Genomic DNA, 19,768 nt, shown 5'->3' on the forward strand with positions numbered 1-19,768 from the left:
GCACCAAACTGTGAGAATCGGATCTTGGAAAGACCCTTACGATTGTAGCCGTTCTCACAAAAAATGGAAGTTGTTTTCCGTTTTTTGTCAAGAACCTAGAAAACTTTGTCAGCTTAGCTTGACAATACTGACTCATGTCTGGCTCAGCTAAATCCTGAGAACGGCCCGGAAAAACTTGGGCGCGATCGAACGGCGCTGTTTTGTGTGGATATCTGGGTTAAAGGCTGCGGCGCAGTCTGCCAGAGAGTTAGCAGACAATTTTTGACTTGCCGGAATTGAGACCAATACAATCCGTGTAGATGCACCCATCTTTACCCTGTTTCCCTGAATTGAATCATACGCAATCTGCGATTGAATAAAGCTTGTGAGCTTTAGTTGTAAGTCGGCAACTCTCTCATGAGAGACCGACGATCGCCCCCAATGAAGCGTTGCGGGTTTAGTAGTGCAACAGGGGCTTTCTTTGTTAAGTTAGCTCAATTTTGAAAAATTGGGGCTGCTTTTGACATTACATCACATTAAGTTCGTAACGTCACATTCTCATTTAAGCTTGTCTGTGAGCTTTGCGGTCTCAGAGATAACAGCCAGAATGAGAAAGTTTGCTAAGAGTTCGCTCCTGCGGTAATTGTTACGCTGCGAACTGTTCGGGGATTGCTTGTCTCTCTAGCTAATATCTACATTCATTTTAATCTCAGAAACAACTTAAGTCCAATATTACTAAGTTTACCTCGATCTCGCCGAGGCAGATCTTCCTCACGGGCGATCGCCTCCATGGCGACACTTGATGGATTTGAGAAACTCCAAGCTCTCTTGAGAGGAGCTAGCCGTTCAACCGACACCTGTTCCCTCAAAAAATGCGATGGTAGACCCGCGATCCCAACCATCATGGTATAGCTGATTCCATCGAAAATCTCAAATCGAAAATTGTCTGACCTGATTGTTGAAAAGACGTGCAACTTTATACTTAATTAAAAAATATCCGCTGCAATATAAAGACGCGATGAACCTTTTCTCCGCAATACTAAGTAATATTACGGGATGACCTGCTGTATTTAAAACCAACTCATGCTATTTTAGATGCAAGATTGGGGATTGGGCATGGGGAATGATTCATGGGATCGGGACTAGGATCTGACAAAACAGTTGTCTTCTGTTGGAAAACAGGGAGCGGCAAAACCAGACTCAAGCTTAAGTATAAAGGTTGGTGGCAAGGACAAAAAATTTGCCGCCATCATTATCCTATTAAAAACAACTGTGCAACCGATCGCGATCGCCACTCCTGTTGGGCACTCAATCACCGCTTGGCGACTCCAAACCTCCGACAACCGCGATCGAATAATTAAACTGACTCAACTGCACGATAATAAAAAGCTTCAAGGGCTGCGACGCAAGTTTTATCGCCGTACAGACGCCCTTGTCTTTGCAAAATTCGATCGGCAATACTCTGCCTCCATTCCGATTCTAAGCCCAGCCTCACAGCTATTTTTACGTATTCTGCTGCGGTTTGAGCAACTGTTTCGGTGACTCCCAGCATTTGCAAAATCCCAGAGGAATGGCGGCCCCGCATAAATTCTCCCGGACAAGTGACAATTGGTAAATTGCACGCGATCGCTTCCAAAGTCGTGTGACCTCCAGACCAACCGAAACTGTCGAGAAAAACATCAGACAAAAGTTGAAGATTCCAATAAGCTTTCTCATCCATTTTAGGTAAAATCGCGCAAAAATCAGCGCTATCCAAACCGTACTTAGCAAAAGTCCGCTGGAGGCGCTGCTGAAACAGTTTACCAATATCAACATTCGGACGTGATATAAAGGCAAACTGAGCTTGAGGAACCTGTCGGGCAATTTCCGCGAACATATAGTCGTGCTGCGGCAGGTATTTGCAGAGAGTTTGACAGCAGAGATAAACAACAGCCCCCTCCCGCAGGCAAAAATTTGCACGAGTGGCCGTTGTGCTAGGAATCGTGGGCTGCGGGTAAGAAATGCCAATATTCGGCAAGCGAATTAATTTTTCGGAATAATGTAAAACAGCATTTTCCGGTTCCATCAAGTCGCTGGAGAGGAAGTAATCGACGGTGGGCAATCCTGAAGTCATCGGATGCGCCCAAGAGGTACACTGAATGGGAGCAAGGCGCAAGGCTGCAAGTTGAGTCATTTGCGGTTGCAGCCCAATATCGAGGAAAACCAGTACGTGTAATTGGTCAGCAATAATTTGTTGGCAGATTAATTCTAAGTTGCCAGGGATGTAGTGGAAAGTATCGCTGTAAAATCGGAACTGTTGAGTAAAGTTGTCTTGCGTCTCGGTAATTTGATAGCAATATACTTCAAATTCGCTGCTGCTGTGTTGCAGCCAGCCGAGGGTTAATTTGCCGACTGTATGTCCCCACAAGCAACCAGATATGTAGCCGATGCGAATTTTTCCGGTTTTGCTGGGGGGAGGTAGCGGTAAATCCTTTACCCACTGCGGGTAGTTAGCAGCCATGACTTTGCGAACAAATTGCCCGTACTGTTTCTGGATATCTAAGTCGTTGCCGCCTTGGTAAGCTAGAAAGAAGTTGGTGTGCTGACTGATAATTGTTAAGGCTTTTTGTTGGCCTGCATCTGTATCGAGGTTGGTTTGTTGGATTAACAGTTTGATTCCCGTCTCGAACCGATCGCGATAAACAGCTATTTCCTCTACACTTTGATAAATCACCGGCAGAATTAAATACTGTCCCGGATTAAAAAAGCTGTCTTCGGGAAATAAACTCGACGCATCGGTCGCAATTGCGATCGCTTCTGAAGTTCTCCCGGATGCTACCAAAGCCAAGACTAAATTGCGGTAAAGACTGGCGTCTGCTGGATAAAGCTCGATCGCCTCCCGGCAAACTTGAATGGCGGCTGCATATTCCTCTAAATGTTGGTAACACTCAGCCAAATTTAAGTATAATTGAAGGTCGCCTGTTTGAACTTCTAAAAATTTCCTGTACTCGATAACGGCTTGTTGATATTCACCGCGCCCATAGCAATCGTTGCCAAAATAAAGGTATGCTTGAATTGGGTCATTTTTGAGACGGCGGGCAAAGTCGAGATTGGCGACAACTTCAGCAGCATCGGGCTGCAATTGCAGGGCAGTTTCGTAAAGCTCGATCGCGCGATCGACTTCTGTTTTCGACAGTAGCAAGTTTCCCAGATTCAGATAGCTGCCAAAATGAGCGGGATTAAGTGCGATCGCTTGACGGTAAATTGACTCAGCTCGATCGACATCGCCGATTTGTCCTAAAATATTGCCTAAATTATTATAAGCATCAATGCAGTTGGGTTCGAGGGCGATCGCCTCTCGATAAGCTCTTACGGCACCGATAACATCCCCGGTTTTTTCCAACACCAAGCCCAAGCTGTAATGAGCGCCAGCTACGGAGGAATCCACCGCCAAACATTCGCTCAGCAGATCTTGCGCTTCTCGATACCGCTCTGTGGCATAATAAAGTGTACCGAGGTTTTGCCAAGCATCTACTTGATTTGGATCGTACTGCAAAACCTGCTTGTACTTCTCCTCTGCTGCTATAAATTTTCCGGCTTGGTGCAGGTTTAAAGCTTGACTGTACAGCTCTGCGGTGATTTTTTTTCGATCGGATTGCTGCAAATCGTAAATTGATTGAATCGCAGCCTGACTGCCCAATTGCTGAAAAGTTGACCACTCGTAATTGCCGGATGTATTGACGACATCCCAACTAAAAACCTGCAAGCCATTCCAAGCATCGCTAAATTCAGGTGCAGAAAAATCAAATAGCAGTTGGCATTGAGGGTGGGCGGCGATAAAATCCCAGTTGGCTTGACGCGGAGTCTCCCAATTGCTATTGCTGACAACAATCAGTGCCGAGTCTGCTAAAAAAGGTTTGGATAAAAGTAAAGCTAGTAAGTGCGATCGATAATCGTGAGCGGCATCATAAAACAATACACCAATGCGATCGGCAGATTGCATTTCCCGCAAATCCCAGAAAAATTCCTCAAAATTTTGATTGCAAAAAACAACTTGTTCCGATATATTAAAGTTGGCTAGGTTTTCTCCTAAATTATCGCTGCTGTCGCCAAAAGTATCAAATTCCGAAAAGTCATCAACGGCACAAGCGGTTATTTGTGAATGATTTAGCAGCGTACCGATTAAGCTGCCGCCTTGAAAGCAGCCGATTTCGCAGTAAATTTCTTCGGGAGACATACATTCGACAGCAAAATTTAGCAACTGCATTGCATTGGCTGTCGTTGTGGTTTGCAGAGAGTTGATTATTTGCTGAAATTGACTGGATTTTGGTTCGGCTTGCGGTGTCCCCCAGTTATTGTACAACTCGGATATGTGTTCGAGAAATGTTTGGTATTTCATCTTTTGCGTTTGCTTGTCAAACAGTTCGTAGTCAGGACTTTAGTCCTCGGAAAAGAAAGGACCCAAGTCCGAACGATCAAACCTTTTTAGACTAGAGTATTGAGAAAGGCAAGGACTAAAGTCCTCACTACGAACCTTTTTTAGGACTATAATTATAAGAGAAGAAAGGACTGAAGTCCTCACTACGAACCTTTTTGTAGGACTATAATTATAAGAGAAGAAAGGACTGAAGTCCTCACTACGAACCAATCTTTCCTATTACTGCTGGTTCCGCAGCCGGGGATTGACAAATTCGTTCAATCCTTCTCCCACCAAAGACAGCCCAACAACCATTAAAGTCATTGCCAAACCGGGAAACAAAGCCGTCCACCAAATGCCCGTAGGTAGCGCATCTAAAGCTAAACGCAAATCGTGTCCCCATTCCGGAGTTTCTTCGGGAAGTCCCAAACCGAGAAATCCTAAGCCTCCTAATGTTAGAATTGCATCGGCGGCGTTGAGCGCGAACAGCACCGGTACGCTCTGAATTACGTTGAGAAACAGGTAGCGCGACAACACTGTCCAAGTGTCTGCACCCATGGCGCGGGCGGCTTCGACAAATAATTCGGTTTTGACGCTGGCGGTGTGATTCCTGACGACGCGGTAGTATTGAGGGATGTAGGAAATGCTCAGGGCGATCGCAGCATTCAATACTCCTTTTCCCACGACAAATGCTAAAGTTAACGAAAGCAGCAATCCTGGCAACGTATAAATTGTATCCATTAAAAATAACAGCACGCGATCGAGCTTGCCACCCAAATAACCGCTAACCAAACCCAGCGGCACGCCGATAAACAAACTCAACGCTGTGGCTAAAATCACCACTTGCCAAGCCGCCCGCGAAGCAAACAGCGTGCGCGAAAAAACATCGTAGCCGCTGCGGCTGGTACCGAACCAATAATTCGCCGACGGCGGTTCGTGAATCGGGTTAATCAAAGCATCGGTAGGATTTTGCAGCCATCCCCAACCTTGCATGACGGGAGATAAGGTTGCTACTATGATAAATAAGGCAGTTATTGCCAAACCCGCCCACATCATTTTCATTGACAGGCTTGACGGTGAGGCAATGTTGAGAAATCGCGGTAATTGAACTTTGTTTAGTGTCATGTTTCGCCGTTTACTGATTGAAGCTTTGTCGGATTTTTGCTAAATTTTCCTGGGCTGCTGTGCAGTTTTCATCGAAAGTCAGCGCTAGTTCAAATGCCGATACTGCATCCGACCAGCGCTTCAGGTTAATATAAGCTAGACCCAAACAGCAAGCCGGGTCGGTGGTGGTGAAACTTGGCTCGAAAGGCTCTCTTGTATAGTAGCTGTTATCTTTACCCAGTTTCAGGCAATTCTCAAAGTAAGCAACGGCACCTAACGGAAATCCTAGATTAATTAATGTCATGCCAGCTATATAATTTAGGGGAGGATAGTTGGGACACCATTCCAGACCTCGCTGACACAGTAACATGGTTGTTTCATAGTCTCGATTTTGGAGCGATCGCCCTGCTAAAGTAAAAACTAAGGAGGGAATGAAACCAAATTCTTCTGGAGGGTTGCCGTCTATCAAATGCGGAAACAATCTTTCTAATGCTTCCTCCCAGCAGTCTCGCGCTTTTTCGTCCTCGCCCGCTGAGCCGTACATCCCAGCTAGGGAGTACAATAGCATGAGACTAAGCCCTTCTTCTTGTCGGGCCAGCTCTAAGATGGGAATATTGCGGTTGACAACTTTGGCGGCGACTTGTTGGTGGCTGTTAGCGTGATGCAATACTCTGACACTATCTAAACTTCGGACTTCACTGTCGCTAAAACTGCGGTTTTGATACTGAATTTGCTCGTGAAAACGACCGACATATCTAATTTCTGGGAGATTGCGAAACAAGCGGATCATGTGTAGCGGAGTCATTCCCGCTTGATGCCTTACTTCTGTTCTAATTATTGAATAAGCGAGCGCTTCTGGGTGGAATTTGAGGGTTTCTCTAAAATCTACTGATGTGACAACTAACTCCTCATCTGCATCCAGCACTAAAATCCACTCACCCGTCACTAAAGATAAAGCATAATTCCGCGCCGTCGCAAAATCGTCGCACCACTCAAAATATCCCACTTTTGCTCCGTACTGAGTGGCAATTTCCGGCGTACCGTCCTGAGAACCCGTATCGACTACAATTATTTCATCAACGTAGGGTTGAACGCTAGCCAAACAGCGCGCTAAATTCTCGCTTTCATTTTTGACGATCGCACAAAAAGATAAAAATGGTTTTTGTCCGAGTGCTGCCCTAATGCTCATTTTTTATCCTGATATCTTGCAACTCAAACAAGTTAGTTGTCGCTGGGAAGGTAGAGTGCGGCTAAAATGCTTGGTAGAGCAATAAAATCTCTGCCAACACTAAACTCATCAATAAATGTTTCGGTAAAAACGTCGCCGTAAGGTAAGAGTAAATCCATTAGGGTTTCTGGAGTGTACTTGCGAACGTGCTCTGGTTCTTCATCAGGGCCGAGGCAATTGTTGGGTACGGCAAAAAAAGCTCTGCCGCCCGATCGCAACACCCTAACTATTTCTATCACGCACGCTCGATCGTCGTCGATATGTTCCAAAACTTCTGTTGCTACTACAACATCAAAGCTGTGATCGGGAAAAGGAATTTCGGGTAAAGTTGAGACTACGCCTGGGATGTGTTTGGGAAGTTGGGCGATCGCAGCTTCGGAAATATCTAACCCAGTTACTGAATTGCCAAACTCTAACAACTGAGAAGCCAGGACACCTGCACCGCATCCGAGTTCTAAAACTTCCAGCCCGTGTCCGACGGCCCAACAAACTCTGCCGAAACATCCGGGATATCGACGCCAAGTTCCGCGGCCTTCTTCTTGCCAAATCTTATTCCAGTAGTCGGGCTGGAGATTCAAGTTAGTTTGTGTCATCAGAAAAATGGGTAGAAGCCCCGTCTTTCTAGGAGGGCTTTATATTGTTTTTTTTGAATAGACTTGAATTGCATAAGTCTTCGATCGTTCCCGAAACCGCAGATGTCAGACAGATAAAGACAGATAAACGCAGATCGTTTCAGGGTATTTTTCGATTTTGGCAATTCAAGTCTAATTATGTAGGCTTTCGAGTTCCGGTATGCGATCGCCTTGGGATTGGTTAGTTCGGCGTGCCTTTGTGCTGCACTTGCAACGGGACAGTTATGGTTTCAAATCTTCCAATCCTGGAGGTTCCGGACGCGATCGGCAAAGTTTAGCGGTCGTACTTGTTCCGGACAGACCGACGCAGTTCGATCGACTCGGTTGCTGGGTAGATTTTGCTCAACAATCTGCTCGATCGGCGCCAGTCATAATTTTATCAAACATCGACCAGGCTGGTAGTGAGGAATGCAAGTCCGCCGTTCGTAGTGAGGAATGCAAGTCCTTCTGTGGGGGAGACTGAAATTCTCACTAGCAACCAATCCGATCGCAGTCATCCTCTGCCGACACGAGCTTACAAATTGCTGGCAATTAACTCGCGGTACTGGCTTTTCGGCTTAACTCCCTTAAGCTCAGTCACCAAAGCTTTATCTTTAAAATACTGAATCGTCGGCGTACCAATCACGCCAGCATTTTCAGCAATTTCGGGATCTTCTTCGATGTCAATTTCCACGTAGTGAATTTTGCCCTCGAACTCATCTATTACTTTGCTCAAAATCGGTTTGAGACTGTGGCAAGGGCCACAACTCGGAGCCGAGTATTTGACCACAATCAGTCGATCGCTCTCGTGGAACAACTTCCGCAAAGCAAAACCTCCTTCGTGGCGAGTGTCGTTGATATCAAAGTTCTCGCTGGTTTTGCGTACTTTTGGAGCGGGCGGCGCTGCTGCTTGCTGCGATTCCTTGGTTTGATGGAATTCCTGAGTCAAGCCGTTCGATGACAGCCACCTTTCGGCTAGCATCGCCCCCATACAGCCGCTACCGGCAGCAGTGATGGCTTGACGAAACTCGTGGTCTTGCACGTCGCCGACAGCATACACTCCATCGACGCTGGTTTCTACCGAACCGTGTTTCGTGGCGATATAGCTTAGTTCGTCGAGTTCTAGCTGACCTTGGAAAAGCTGAGTGTTGGGAGTGTGACCGATCGCGTAAAACAAACCCTTCACCAGCAAATCGCTCTCGGCGTCGGTCTCAATATTTCTAATTCTCAACCCATCCATCTTGCTCCCCGGCACTCCCAAAACATCCACAGCTTCGGTGTTCCAGTGCACGGTGATTTTAGGATTGCTCAGCACTCGGTCTTGCATGGCTTTGCTAGCGCGCATCTGACCGCGCCGCACCAACATATGGACGTGAGAGCCGTATTTTGTCAGATAAATAGATTCTTCTGCTGCGGTATCGCCCGCACCGATGACAGCTAAATCTACTCCTTTAAAAATTGGGGTGGCGCCGTCGCAAATCGCACAGGCAGAAATGCCGTGACTCCAAAATACGTGCTCGCTAGGCAAACCCAATCTTTTCGCCGTCGCGCCTGTAGCAATTACTATCGTGTGGGTTTTGATTTCTCGATCGTCCGATCGCACTGTAAACGGCCGCTGGGTTAAATCAACGTAAGTTACATCTTCTGTGTATAACTCGGCACCCCAGCGCACTGCTTGAGCTTTCATCCGATCCATCAATTGCGGCCCGGTGATGCCTTCGGGAAAGCCGGGGAAGTTTTCGACTTCTGTGGTGGTCATCAGTTGACCGCCGGGAATTCCTCCGGTTTGGTAGCCTTCAAAAACTACGGGTTTGAGGTTTGCTCTCCCGGCGTAGATGGCTGCTGTGTATCCTGCGGGGCCAGAGCCAATAATTACTAGGTTTTCTACGGCTTGTTCAGTCATAGCTGCTTACTTGAACTCATAACGACTTCGTTTAATCTCAATTATAACAGAGATGGAGAAAGTTAGATCGAGCTTATTTCTATTGTTGAGCGGTTGAGGGCGATCGGGACAGCAGAAGCAATTTTGATAAGTAGAATAAATAATAAAATATTTTTAGTTTTAAATGTTCAATCAATCTCCGAAAATCCCCAAAATTACCACCCTTCACTATTGATTCCATTCTCATTTACTTGACGAATTTGCGCCGTTTGAGCTATTATACGATTCTGATACTCAAGGGGTGCTATAACAATTTTTTGATTTTGACGCTGAAACCCTTTGAAATCGTAAAATTTAAAATTTTGCAAATGTAATATCTACAAATTCTTATGCGAAATACGCATTTTTTGGGTTAAGAATTATAAATAAAATTTTGCTCGATTTGACAAGATACAGTATTTATGATATGTAAGGCGCGAAAGGGGAAAAAGTCGATCGAATTTTTTAACCGCAGATGCAGGCGGATGAACGCAGATGAACGCAGATAAAATAGAAGTACGATCGATTTTTGCTGTTTTGGTTGATGGATAAAATCAAGATATTGTTTGTGTGCAGCCAGAATAAGTGGCGGAGTTTAACGGCCGAGAAGATCTGCGAGAAAATTAGCGGGTACAGCGCGCGATCGGCTGGAACCGAAAAAGGTGCGAGAATTAGAGTCACTGAAGGTTTGCTTGGCTGGGCTGATGTCATATTTGTGATGGAGAAGAAGCACGGAGCTCGACTTCGCAGCAAATTTCCCGACAGTCTCAAAGGCAAGAAAGTTATTTGCCTGCAAATCTCCGACAATTACAGATATATGGAACCGGAGTTAGTCGAGATTTTGCAGGCGAAACTCGGCTTGTATATGGAAATGCCAGATAACGAGATAAATTTTATGGAGCGAGTTTTGGAACCGGAGGTGATGGATTCTTGGGAAGAGGCGATCGAATACGATTCGATGGACTTTACTGAGGTTAATGCTGCGTTTGCCAAGAGTGCGGCTGCTTTGGGGCCGGTTTTTGGAAACGTTTTGGACGCGGGTACGGGTACGGCGCGAATTCCAATCGCCCTCACTCAACTGCGGCCGGAATGGAAATTGACCTGTATTGACTTGTCGGCAAATATGCTGAAAGTTGGAGCGCAGAATGTCGAAAAGGCCCGAGTGCGATCGCAAATTAATCTCGAATTAATTGATGCTAAAGCCATGCCTTATCCCGACAATAGTTTTGACATGGTGATTTCCAACAGCATTATCCACCATTTGCCCGATCCGCTGCCGTTTTTACGCGAAGTCCGGCGGGTTTTGAAGCCGAACGGAGCAATATTTTTGCGGGATTTACTCCGGCCCGAAACACGGGAAATTAGGGATAATTTAGTCGAGCTCTATGCGGCAGATTGCAACTCGCATCAGAAACAATTGTTCAGTGATTCTCTACAAGCGGCTTTTACCCTGGATGAAATTCAGACGATGATTGAAACTGCGGGTTTGGAGGGCTTGAGGATTTATGAATCTTCGGACAGGCACTGGACGGCCGAGCGGGTTTGGTACGAGTCTGTTTAGACAGAAGCGAGTTGCTGGGAAAATTTTAGTTCAAGGGCGATCACTTCTCAACTCATATTATTTTCGGTTGCGTCGGATTTGTTCTAGCTCGGGCAAGATTGCCACAGTACAGATTCGAGATTTTTTATCGCAGATGACAGCGGATAAACGCTGATGAACGCAGATTTCGTCTTAGGGCAATGGAATTACGCGGCGCATGATATTGCCACTAATGTTTTTCAGGTCTTCCGCGGAATACCAAAGTGCATCAGCCTCGCCATAAGCAGTTGCTAAAGTTAACCAACCAACAAAAAAGCCATATCCACCACAAATCGTACATCCACCATCTCCACCTCGAAAAATCTGTTTTTGGTTAATTATCTCCCTATCGTAGGGATCTTGCGCGATATGAAGCCCGAAAAGATTGGGCTGCAAGTGGAGTTTCCAGTCAGAGCGATCGTCTGGATAGCGATCGCCCGGACAGAAGTCTCCCCAGCGAAATAGAGTGGTGCTTCCCGCACCGCAGGCATACTCCCATTCGTCGAAAGTTAGCAAACGCAGTCCTCCAGCAGCTAACCCAGCCTGAATGTCTTCGTAAGTCTTCCGCATAATTTGCCAAGCCGCGATCGAGCTATCTTGACATCTTTTAAATCCATAGCTACTATCTGGTTTCAAGTCAGAGCAATTAACAATCCTAGCAGCCGGAGAGTCTGGATAATCTTTTAATAAATTCTGGATTTTAAGTTCTTCCGAGCTGATGGGTTCAAAACCAATCATTGTTGGCTTAATTTCTACAATCATCGGAGAAATTGTCACCTTTCGAGCAGGTGTAGTAACGCTTTGGACATAAGAGTAGATGTCTGCTGTATCAAGCTGATACTCCTCAGCCGTCTTCTGAAATGATTCAATTTGCTCGTCAGTCGGGCAAAAGTTGCGGGCTTCGTATCCGAGTTGGATTGGACCTCCTGGAATCAGAGAAAATAAAGCTCCTTCATGTTCAAAAAGGGCAACAGAGAGTTGGCGGTCACCATAACAGTAAAGTCGTAAACCTCTAAAAATTACTGACTGAGGCAGATGTGCTGCTAATTCCTCTGAGTAGTCATATCTTTGTTCGTCACTCAATTTTTGCCATTCTTGCAATTCCATAAACTAAAAGTTCCTGAACTAACTCAAACTCTTCTACTTATTTAATTCGATCCCCTCTAAAATTACCCGATCGCGCCCTGCGTCTTTAGCTTGATAAAGCGAACGGTCTGCCGCTGCAATCAAATCTTTTTTTGAAGTTTCCGGTCGAGGAACCGTACTCGCTACTCCCAAACTCAGCGTAACACAAGCAGAGACTGGTGAGTTAATATTTTCAATTGCCAGTTTTTTCACCCAAACTCGAATGTGTTCTGCAATCGAGACAGCCATCTCTGGTGAAGTTCGAGGCAAAATTACCGCAAATTCCTCACCTCCGTAACGAGCTACCAGCGTCTCTTCCGAAACTTCGCCTGCTGAGTAATTTACAGCCTCAACAATTGTTTGTGCTACCTGTTGCAAACAAGCATCTCCCGCCTGATGTCCGTAACTATCGTTGTATTTCTTAAAAAAGTCAATATCACATAAAATCAAAGATATTTCTGCTGCTTCTTGTCCCAATCTCTGCCATGTTTTATCTAAATATTCGTTAAAACAGCGGCGGTTTGCTACCAAAGTTAAACCATCGGAGTTAGCAAGGCGATACAATTCGGAATTAGCTGTTTTTAATTGAGAATTAGCTGCTTCTAGTTCAGATTGTATTACCGATAAATTGTAATAAAGCTCGCTAATATACCAAGTAGCTTGTTGGTGAATTTGAGCTAAAGCTACCAATACTTGATGCACGTCTAACAGTCGGTAAACTTGAGGTGCTAACTGCACAACAATCGGCTCGTAAAGTAGTTCCGGCGGCCGCTGCACGGCTCGCTGAGCAGCCATGACAATTAAGGCTACTTCTGGTAAAATCAAAGTATCGGTTTGAGCTATTTGATACAAAGCCAGAATTGGTCTGCAAGCAAATATATCTACTCCGTATGGGCGACTCATCCTTTCCATAAATCGCCTGCGCGATATCATTCCTAAAAAATCTCCATTTACCGTCAAGATAACTCCCGGAAGCAGGGGGTGAGATTGAAACAACCGAGCTACGTCTTTGGCTAGGGATGAAGCTTCAATTTGAAAATTAAAGACAGCCAGATCCTTAAGAGTAGACTCTAAAGTTAAATTTTCAGGTGGTTTTTCAGGGAAGTTAGATGGCGCGATAAATTCCACAGACACAGCGCATATCCGAATGAACAATACAGCAGCAACAAATCTAGTGTCAGCTCTTGAATTATCTTAACATTTATTTATTAGCATTGGCTGTATTCTTGACTACAGTGTTTGTTTGAGGAGGGGCTGATTCGTTAGCTTCGGCAGTGTGGATTGCATTGGTTCATCCTCGCTTAATAATAGACTTATAGTATTCTTGATTTTTTTCTTGTTGGCTTGTTGTCGCGCAAGAAAAGGTTTCTGCGCCCGCCCTTAACTCATGTATGGCGCAGACTAACTCAACAAAATCAGTTTTTAAGCCGAGACGAACTCGTAACTAAGTTGTGCGTAAAAAACGCGGTTTCTTTGCCATTCCTCAAATCAAAACCTAAAGCCGCGAAGGGTGGTGAGAAACCCAGCAATTTCACAATTACCAGAAAGAATTGGTTGAAAGCCGGAACGTTTTTCGGGAGAAATTAAAATCAGACTATTCATTACTCCAATCCTCGGACTTAAGGGTAGAGATCACTCTCAAACTCTCAACTGTCAACTCTCAACTGTCAACTCTCAAACTGTCAACTGTCAACTGTCAACTCTCAAACTGTCAACTGTCAACTGTCAACTCTCAAACTGTCAACTGTCAACTGTCAACTGTCAACTGTTGAACTCACCAACCCCAAGTTCCGATTCCTCCCTTAAAAGGGCCGACAATATCTTTGGTAATCCAACCTCCGTAAAAATCTCCTGGTTGAGATTCCACTAATTCCCCGTCCACATAACAAGCATCCATCTGGCTCGGATAAACAGCCACGTAATCTTTAATAGCTGCAAAAACCTGATTGGGATGAGGATAAAACCAAGCAGCATTTACAACTTCCTTCGACCCTACCGTCACAGTGTAATAACCCGCTTGTCCCTTCCACTCGCACCAAGATCCCCGTGAAGTTTTATGCAAATATTCCATTTGGATGTCCTCGGGAGAGATATAGTAGGCTGGAGGGTGACTTGTCTCCAATACCCGAAACGGGCGGCGCGTATCGGCGATCGTCATTCCGTTAAAAATAATCTGTACGTGTTTGGTCGATTCCTCAAGACGAGGGGGGCGCGGGTAATCCCAAACCGACTCTTGACCGGGGCCTGGCTCTATGCGATCGAGGTTCACTTGTACAATCTCCCCTACAAAAAAACAATTAGCAACTTAGCATTACAATTTAATGTAGCCTTAATCTAGTCGCTTCTTCAGACTTGCGCCAGCTTTCTTAAACTCTCCATTATATGAGCATTCGCGGTATAGATGTTTCCGACTACCAGCCCAACGTCAATTGGCAAGCCGTTGCCAAGGGAGGCATTCTGTTCGCATTTGTCAAATCGACGGAAGGTGCAACATTAGTTTCCCAAACTTTCGCCCGGAATTGGGGGGGAATTAAAGCTGCGGGGATTCAACGCGGTGCATATCACTTTTTTCGACCGGAAAGCAGCGTTCAAGGACAAATAGATTTGTTCTTGAAAACTGTCAAACTCGAAGCGGGGGATTTGCCGGCAGTATTGGATGTGGAAACTACGGGTGGTTTGAGTGGGGACGAATTGTGCGATCGCGCGACAACTTGGCTCGAAGCAGTGGAAAAAGCCACCTCGATGCGACCAATTATCTACACCTACCCCGGTTTCTGGGACAACCTCGGGACACGGCGGTTGGCAGATTACCCGCTGTGGATTGCTCACTATACCAGTGCCGAAGAACCTTGGGTACCCGGTGGCTGGAAGACTTGGACTTTTTGGCAGTACAGCGACACTAGCACTGTGTCGGGTGTCTCGGGCAATGTAGATGGCAATATTTTTGAAAGCGTCCGAGAAGGCGCCGTAAATTATAAAGTTGCAGACATCCAGAAGCAATTAAGAAGTAAAGGCTTCTATCAAGGCGCGATGGATGGCAAATTTGGAACCTCTACCACAGCCGCCCTCATCTCGTTTCAGAAATCTCAAGGCCTCAATGCAGACGGCATGGCAGGCATCAAAACTTGGGCCGCGTTGATGAGAAAATCTCCCAAAGTAATTGTCCCCCCTACAGCGCCAACACCAACTCCGATACCAACTCCGACACCAATTCCGACACCAATTCCAGTACCAGCCGCGCGGCTGACTGAGCTATTGTCATCTTACCAAGCTAGTGCTGCTCAAGATACTGCCTTGATTTGGCTGCAAACTCAAGTTTCTACCTCTGTTTTAGGGGAATTTGCTCAAAAGTGGCGGACAACTGCCGCACCGGGCGACACTAATTTGCGATTGATAGATGTCAGCAAATTTTATCGCGGTTTGGCAGAACAAGACCAAGCTTTAGATTGGCTGCAAAAACAAATTTCGCCGGCTGTTATTGCCGAGTTCGCACAAAAGTGGCGCGCTCAATCGACTGTCCCAAATTCTACAATTCGGCTGATAGATGCCTGCAAATTTTATCGCGCTGCACCTAATCAAAACCAGGCTTTAGATTGGCTGGAAAAACAAGTCTCGCCAGCAACTCTATCGGAGTTTCTGCGCCGATGGCAGAATGCCAAATGATTTGAGATTAATTCCACAAAAGATGAATTTGGTTTTAATGCAATACCGTTTACTGATATAGCGCCCTGGGGGTAAAATCCGATGAGAAATAGATACTGCGAAGGCGCGTGCCTGCCCGTTGGCGAAGCCGCCCTGAAAGGGCTAGGGCTTATGCTTCGTTCCTCTCTTCGGACTATCTTAAGTAAACCGTATTTGGTTTTAATGTTCTGAAATTATGTAAATCCTAGATTGCTGGCAGATGCAACCGACGATGTAACGCAGATGTATTTCAAGATAGTTTCCGAATGAGTGCAAGAAGTTTCTTTGAGAATTAACTCGACATCAAATCTCCCCTTCTCCCCCTCTCCCCCTCTCCCCCTCTCCCTCTCTCCCTCTCTCCCCTTCTTCCCCTCGAACATAACAGACAATCTAGGCGCTACAGCTTACTCTCATCTTTGACGGTAAGAGAATTATCTGATAAAGTTATAGCCAATATCAACGTTTTTTAATTTTATTCACAAAAATCCAGGGCAGTGGCGAGTTTGTGCCAGCGTCAAGTATAGCGCCTGCAATCAAATCACCCCCGATCGCGCTTTTAAATCTTTTAAATTTTAAAACCGAGCGGGCAGCCTGTAACAATCATATCTATGGAAATCCCCTTTAACATCACCCTGTTGATGGTCATGACCGTCACCTGTGGTATCAGCGCTCAAGTTCTGGCCGCTTATCTGAAAGTTCCGGCGATCGTATTTTTGCTGCTATTCGGTATTTTAGCAGGCCCGGATTGCCTCGGACTGTTGCACCCCAATCTGTTGGGCAGCGGTTTAGAAGTTATGGTATCCCTTTCAGTAGCCTTAATTCTGTTTGAAGGCGGCTTGAATTTGGAATTGCGAGATTTAGGCAAAGTTTCCGGTAGCATTCGCAATTTAGTTACTTTCGGCACTTTAATTACGCTCATTGGCGGCGGAATGGCAGCACACTGGTTGGGGGAATTTCCCTGGCCGATCGCATTTCTGTATGCTTCCCTAGTAGTCGTCACAGGCCCGACAGTCATTGGCCCGTTGCTAAAACAAGTATCCGTTGACAAACAAGTCGCCGCCTTGCTAGAAGCCGAAGGCGTTTTAATCGATCCAGTCGGAGCAATTTTGGCGGTATTGGTACTGAATATTATCTTAAACGGCAATGCTGATTTATTGGTCTTGTTCCGAGATTTAATCGTTCGCCTTTTAGTTGGCGCAGTCGTCGGAGTTGCCGGAGGGTGGCTGCTGGGATTCATTCTCAAGCGATCGCAATTTCTCTCAGAAGACTTGAAAAACCTAGTAGTTTTAGCAGGTTTGTGGGGATTGTTCGGCTTATCAGAAGAACTCCGCAGCGAATCAGGACTGATGGCAACAGTCCTCTCCGGCATCGTCCTCAGAGCGGCTGCTGTGCCGGAAGAACGGCTGCTCAGGAGGTTCAAAGGTCAACTCACAGTCCTCGCCATCTCCGTCCTGTTCGTGTTGCTGGCGGCCGATTTATCCCTCGCTAGTGTAGTTGCGCTCGGTTGGGGAAGTTTGTTTACAGTTTTAGCCTTAATGTGGGTAGTGCGGCCGATCAATGTGTGGCTGTGCACTTGGAACAGCGGCCTGAACTGGCGGCAAAAATTATTTGCTTGCTGGGTAGCGCCGAGGGGAATTGTCTCAGCGTCGATCGCCTCTTTATTTGCCATCTTGCTCACCCAGCGCGGCATCAACGGCGGCGACTCAATTAAAGCCTTAGTTTTCCTGACAATTATTATGACTGTTTTCGTACAAGGGCTGACAGCGGGATGGATAGCTCAACTGTTAGGAGTCACCTCAAAATCAGCAACAGGTGCAGCAATTGTCGGGTCAAATCCTTTAAGCAGATTAATTGCTCGCTTATTTCAAGAACGCGGAGAATCAGTCGCAATTATCGACACCAATCCGGAAGCTTGCGCGCAAGCAGAAAGAGAAGGTTTGCGAGTATTTTTGAGTAGCGCTCTCGACCATAGCGTGTTAGAAGAAGCCGGACTCGATTCGATGGGAACATTTTTGGCAATGACTAACAACGGCGAGGTAAACTTAGTATTAGCTCAGCGAGCAGCCGAGGAGTTTGCACCGCCGAGGGTTTTGGCATTATTCCCCAAAGACCCGCAAGCAAATGCGCCTGCAAATAATAGTAAAATTAATCAAGCCTTTGTCTCGGATTTGTCGCTGAAGGATTGGAACGAATATTTGACCGACAGCGAAGTAAAATTAGGGGAAACCGAGTTAAACAGCGAGGGATTGCAATTTCAGATTGCTCACTTGCAAGCTTTGGTGCAAGCCGGGGAGTTGGCGCCGCTGCTACTTGAAAGACAAGGATACTTGCAAGTTGTGTCGGCAACAGAGATTTGGCAAGCGGGCGATCGCATTATTTATTTGCTCTACGATCCTACACCAAAATTGTTAAAAAGATTGTCCGGTTCGTCCAACTCTCGCTTGACTTTGGAAAAGCATCAGGTAGTTGAAGAAGTGCCGATTCCTGCTCCGGTTTTAGAGAATGTTTTGGAGGAATCTATAATTGAAAAGGAAGCAGAAGTTTTGCTACCACCTGTTTCGCGGTAGGGACAGAGAGGGAGAAGAAGAGAGAGGGAGAACAGGAGAGAGGGAGAAGGGGAAAGAGGGAGAAGGGGAAAGAGGGAGAGGATTGTTGATATGCGATCGAAATACACAATTTGGCGGTACGGGAGGTTGACTTTTTTGTACAGATTCCGACTGCACTCTTTGCTGTGCCACTCTCATCGCGGAATCCCACAAATTTTTGTTGCGGACTCTTTCATCCGGGTCGATAATTCCTGCATCTTTCAATACCTCTGTCAGCAATTTCCACAAATGATAAGCAACGTATCGCCCTAAGTAGCATATTTGATAGTTCCGCGCGATCGCATAATTATTCTTGATTTCTTGGTATGTCAAACCATTTAAAACTCCTTGAATAATTTCTCGCTGTAAGCCGTTCAATGGTTCGCCTCTCTTTTCCTTTACCAGGTTATCTAGAATGTTTGTAGCTGATTCTGCATTCATAAAGTTACGCGGTAAGTTGACAGTTGACAGTTGACAGTTGACAGTTGACAGTTGACAGTTGACAGTTGACAGTTGACAGTTGACAGTTGACAGTTGATTTAGGATTACTTAAATCTTAAGCAACCCAGATGGGAAATTCATTCGTTCTACCCGCAGAGTTGATGAGGTATGAGGTGCAAGATTAATTGCGGGAAGGTGCAAGGTAGGTGAATGTGTAGGATATTTTATGTCTATGTGGTACACACAATCTGGCGATCGCCAATCCACAAAAAACGCGATCGCACATTTCTCTCAAATTCGATCGCCCTGAAACCGACCGAAAATTTGTCTGCTTTGTGGCACGGCCCGCCGGGGGTTGAAACCCCCGTCTCATATCAATTCCGGTTGCACGACCTATGATATAGAGGAGACGGCAGTGCCGTGTCCCTACCCCAGATTTATTGTAGGGACACGGCACTGCCGTCTCCTAATTTCGGCTACTAATAATTCCGATGCTAACGGATTTGATATAACGGACTAACCAATCAAATTCGATCGCACATCCACAAAAAACCCGATCGCACATTTAAATAGGATTTGGGATGAGTTTCTTAGGAGAATTATTATTCAGCCTCCCCAATCAAAGTAAATGCCGCCCAATTTCGCGGCTGGGGATGAGTTTTCATCGTGGTTAGCATTGCCTGCCGTAAAGCCTGTGCTTTGTCGGGATTACTTTGCAAGTTTCGATAAAATGCCTGCATCAATTCGGATGTCGGCGCATCAGGAACCGCCCATAAAGAAACAATTGCACTCGGCACTCCTGCCGAAATCAAAGCACGCGATAAGCCAATCACTCCATCCCCGGTAATTCTGCCTTCTCCAGTGTTGCAGGCACTTAAAACAACTAATACCATTTTTCTAAAGATCCGATAGAGATCGAACACGACAAGACATTGTAATTTATACACTTTCCCTGTTTGCCAAAGTCTGTCATAACTTAAAAAAAATGGTATAACATCCGTAGTTTGAGCAACAACCGGGAGTAAGGAACCCCACGCTTAAAAGCGGGGGCTTTTGGAAAGTCCGGCTCGTTTCGAGCGGTTCGAGAAGAAAGCCCGAACCTTACCAGAGACAGGATT

Annotated in this window: 17 protein-coding genes; 6 read left to right on the forward strand and 11 right to left on the reverse strand. The window is 45.8% G+C overall.

Annotated elements, in window-relative coordinates:
* Positions 1-147: 147 nt before the first annotated feature.
* Positions 148-309, reverse strand: a complete 162-nt coding sequence (locus JGK36_RS05220) for a hypothetical protein (protein ID WP_293178500.1) — start codon at positions 307-309, stop codon at positions 148-150.
* An 800-nt stretch (positions 310-1,109) separates the two neighbouring features.
* On the opposite strand from JGK36_RS05220, the gene JGK36_RS05225 reads away from it, so the two are divergent.
* Complete coding sequence (locus tag JGK36_RS05225) at positions 1,110-1,340, forward strand: hypothetical protein (RefSeq protein ID WP_293196964.1); 231 nt, start codon at positions 1,110-1,112, stop codon at positions 1,338-1,340.
* On the opposite strand, the gene JGK36_RS05230 is transcribed toward JGK36_RS05225, so the two are convergent.
* The 4 genes from JGK36_RS05230 to JGK36_RS05245 all read right to left on the reverse strand — a co-directional run bounded on the left by JGK36_RS05230 (position 1,337) and on the right by JGK36_RS05245 (position 7,300).
* Positions 1,337-4,357 (reverse strand): tetratricopeptide repeat protein, encoded by a 3,021-nt coding sequence (locus JGK36_RS05230; protein WP_293196963.1) that lies wholly within the window; start codon positions 4,355-4,357, stop codon positions 1,337-1,339. The two genes, JGK36_RS05225 and JGK36_RS05230, sit on opposite strands and share 4 nt — an antisense overlap.
* Positions 4,358-4,615: 258 nt before the next feature.
* Positions 4,616-5,500, reverse strand: coding sequence for an ABC transporter permease (locus tag JGK36_RS05235; RefSeq protein WP_293185819.1), 885 nt, complete (start codon positions 5,498-5,500; stop codon positions 4,616-4,618).
* A gap of 10 nt (positions 5,501-5,510) precedes the next feature.
* The gene (locus JGK36_RS05240) at positions 5,511-6,668 is read right to left on the reverse strand and encodes a glycosyltransferase family 2 protein (protein WP_293196962.1); all 1,158 of its coding nucleotides are present in this window, start codon (positions 6,666-6,668) and stop codon (positions 5,511-5,513) included.
* Between the two features lie 32 nt (positions 6,669-6,700).
* A complete protein-coding gene (locus JGK36_RS05245) occupies positions 6,701-7,300 on the reverse strand; it encodes a bifunctional 2-polyprenyl-6-hydroxyphenol methylase/3-demethylubiquinol 3-O-methyltransferase UbiG (RefSeq protein ID WP_293196961.1) in 600 nt (199 codons plus the stop codon).
* A gap of 199 nt (positions 7,301-7,499) precedes the next feature.
* Between JGK36_RS05245 and JGK36_RS05250 the strand changes: the two genes are divergently transcribed.
* Positions 7,500-7,802: a hypothetical protein gene (locus tag JGK36_RS05250; RefSeq protein WP_293185823.1), complete on the forward strand. Its 303-nt coding sequence runs from the start codon at positions 7,500-7,502 to the stop codon at positions 7,800-7,802.
* Between the two features lie 51 nt (positions 7,803-7,853).
* Here the strand turns inward: JGK36_RS05250 and trxB are convergent, their stop codons facing one another.
* On the reverse strand, positions 7,854-9,221 hold the full coding sequence (gene trxB, locus JGK36_RS05255) for a thioredoxin-disulfide reductase (protein ID WP_293185824.1): 1,368 nt from the start codon (positions 9,219-9,221) through the stop codon (positions 7,854-7,856).
* A 562-nt stretch (positions 9,222-9,783) separates the two neighbouring features.
* Here trxB and JGK36_RS05260 point away from each other — a divergent pair.
* Positions 9,784-10,800: a methyltransferase domain-containing protein gene (locus JGK36_RS05260; protein ID WP_293196960.1), complete on the forward strand. Its 1,017-nt coding sequence runs from the start codon at positions 9,784-9,786 to the stop codon at positions 10,798-10,800.
* 171 nt (positions 10,801-10,971) lie between these two features.
* Here the strand turns inward: JGK36_RS05260 and JGK36_RS05265 are convergent, their stop codons facing one another.
* The 3 genes from JGK36_RS05265 to JGK36_RS05275 form a co-directional block, all read right to left on the reverse strand.
* The gene (locus tag JGK36_RS05265; protein WP_293196959.1) at positions 10,972-11,925 is read right to left on the reverse strand and encodes a hypothetical protein; all 954 of its coding nucleotides are present in this window, start codon (positions 11,923-11,925) and stop codon (positions 10,972-10,974) included.
* A 33-nt stretch (positions 11,926-11,958) separates the two neighbouring features.
* The gene (locus JGK36_RS05270; protein WP_293185827.1) at positions 11,959-13,077 is read right to left on the reverse strand and encodes a GGDEF domain-containing protein; all 1,119 of its coding nucleotides are present in this window, start codon (positions 13,075-13,077) and stop codon (positions 11,959-11,961) included.
* 640 nt (positions 13,078-13,717) lie between these two features.
* A complete protein-coding gene (locus JGK36_RS05275) occupies positions 13,718-14,212 on the reverse strand; it encodes a DUF427 domain-containing protein (RefSeq protein ID WP_293185828.1) in 495 nt (164 codons plus the stop codon).
* Between the two features lie 113 nt (positions 14,213-14,325).
* Between JGK36_RS05275 and JGK36_RS05280 the strand changes: the two genes are divergently transcribed.
* Both JGK36_RS05280 and JGK36_RS05285 read left to right on the forward strand, forming a co-directional pair.
* Positions 14,326-15,606, forward strand: coding sequence for a GH25 family lysozyme (locus JGK36_RS05280; RefSeq protein WP_293185829.1), 1,281 nt, complete (start codon positions 14,326-14,328; stop codon positions 15,604-15,606).
* A 626-nt stretch (positions 15,607-16,232) separates the two neighbouring features.
* Entirely contained in the window at positions 16,233-18,191 is a 1,959-nt protein-coding gene (locus JGK36_RS05285; protein WP_293185830.1) for a cation:proton antiporter, read from the forward strand.
* On the opposite strand, the gene JGK36_RS05290 is transcribed toward JGK36_RS05285, so the two are convergent.
* Positions 18,171-18,650 (reverse strand): hypothetical protein, encoded by a 480-nt coding sequence (locus JGK36_RS05290; protein WP_293185831.1) that lies wholly within the window; start codon positions 18,648-18,650, stop codon positions 18,171-18,173. The genes JGK36_RS05285 and JGK36_RS05290 overlap by 21 nt on opposite strands.
* A 210-nt stretch (positions 18,651-18,860) precedes the next feature.
* Between JGK36_RS05290 and JGK36_RS05295 the strand changes: the two genes are divergently transcribed.
* Positions 18,861-19,049: a hypothetical protein gene (locus JGK36_RS05295; RefSeq protein WP_293185832.1), complete on the forward strand. Its 189-nt coding sequence runs from the start codon at positions 18,861-18,863 to the stop codon at positions 19,047-19,049.
* 203 nt (positions 19,050-19,252) lie between these two features.
* Here the strand turns inward: JGK36_RS05295 and JGK36_RS05300 are convergent, their stop codons facing one another.
* Positions 19,253-19,642, reverse strand: coding sequence for a CHAT domain-containing protein (locus JGK36_RS05300; protein WP_293185833.1), 390 nt, complete (start codon positions 19,640-19,642; stop codon positions 19,253-19,255).
* Between the last annotated feature and the right edge of the window lie 126 nt (positions 19,643-19,768).

The sequence above is a fragment of the Microcoleus sp. PH2017_35_SFW_U_B genome (assembly GCF_020737865.1).
Taxonomy (GTDB): domain Bacteria; phylum Cyanobacteriota; class Cyanobacteriia; order Cyanobacteriales; family Microcoleaceae; genus Microcoleus.

What these genes read in the sequence shown, in the direction of transcription:
- JGK36_RS05265 (WP_293196959.1), bottom strand. Translation starts at nt 11,925, where the DNA reads ATGGAATTGCAAGAATGGCAAAAATTGAGTGACGAACAAAGATATGAC.
- JGK36_RS05280 (WP_293185829.1), top strand. Translation starts at nt 14,326, where the DNA reads ATGAGCATTCGCGGTATAGATGTTTCCGACTACCAGCCCAACGTCAAT.
- JGK36_RS05260 (WP_293196960.1), top strand. Translation starts at nt 9,784, where the DNA reads ATGGATAAAATCAAGATATTGTTTGTGTGCAGCCAGAATAAGTGGCGG.
- JGK36_RS05285 (WP_293185830.1), top strand. Translation starts at nt 16,233, where the DNA reads ATGGAAATCCCCTTTAACATCACCCTGTTGATGGTCATGACCGTCACC.
- JGK36_RS05220 (WP_293178500.1), bottom strand. Translation starts at nt 309, where the DNA reads ATGGGTGCATCTACACGGATTGTATTGGTCTCAATTCCGGCAAGTCAA.
- JGK36_RS05250 (WP_293185823.1), top strand. Translation starts at nt 7,500, where the DNA reads ATGCGATCGCCTTGGGATTGGTTAGTTCGGCGTGCCTTTGTGCTGCAC.
- JGK36_RS05225 (WP_293196964.1), top strand. Translation starts at nt 1,110, where the DNA reads ATGGGATCGGGACTAGGATCTGACAAAACAGTTGTCTTCTGTTGGAAA.
- JGK36_RS05290 (WP_293185831.1), bottom strand. Translation starts at nt 18,650, where the DNA reads ATGAATGCAGAATCAGCTACAAACATTCTAGATAACCTGGTAAAGGAA.
- JGK36_RS05235 (WP_293185819.1), bottom strand. Translation starts at nt 5,500, where the DNA reads ATGACACTAAACAAAGTTCAATTACCGCGATTTCTCAACATTGCCTCA.
- JGK36_RS05295 (WP_293185832.1), top strand. Translation starts at nt 18,861, where the DNA reads ATGTGTAGGATATTTTATGTCTATGTGGTACACACAATCTGGCGATCG.
- trxB (WP_293185824.1), bottom strand. Translation starts at nt 9,221, where the DNA reads ATGACTGAACAAGCCGTAGAAAACCTAGTAATTATTGGCTCTGGCCCC.
- JGK36_RS05230 (WP_293196963.1), bottom strand. Translation starts at nt 4,357, where the DNA reads ATGAAATACCAAACATTTCTCGAACACATATCCGAGTTGTACAATAAC.
- JGK36_RS05245 (WP_293196961.1), bottom strand. Translation starts at nt 7,300, where the DNA reads ATGACACAAACTAACTTGAATCTCCAGCCCGACTACTGGAATAAGATT.
- JGK36_RS05240 (WP_293196962.1), bottom strand. Translation starts at nt 6,668, where the DNA reads ATGAGCATTAGGGCAGCACTCGGACAAAAACCATTTTTATCTTTTTGT.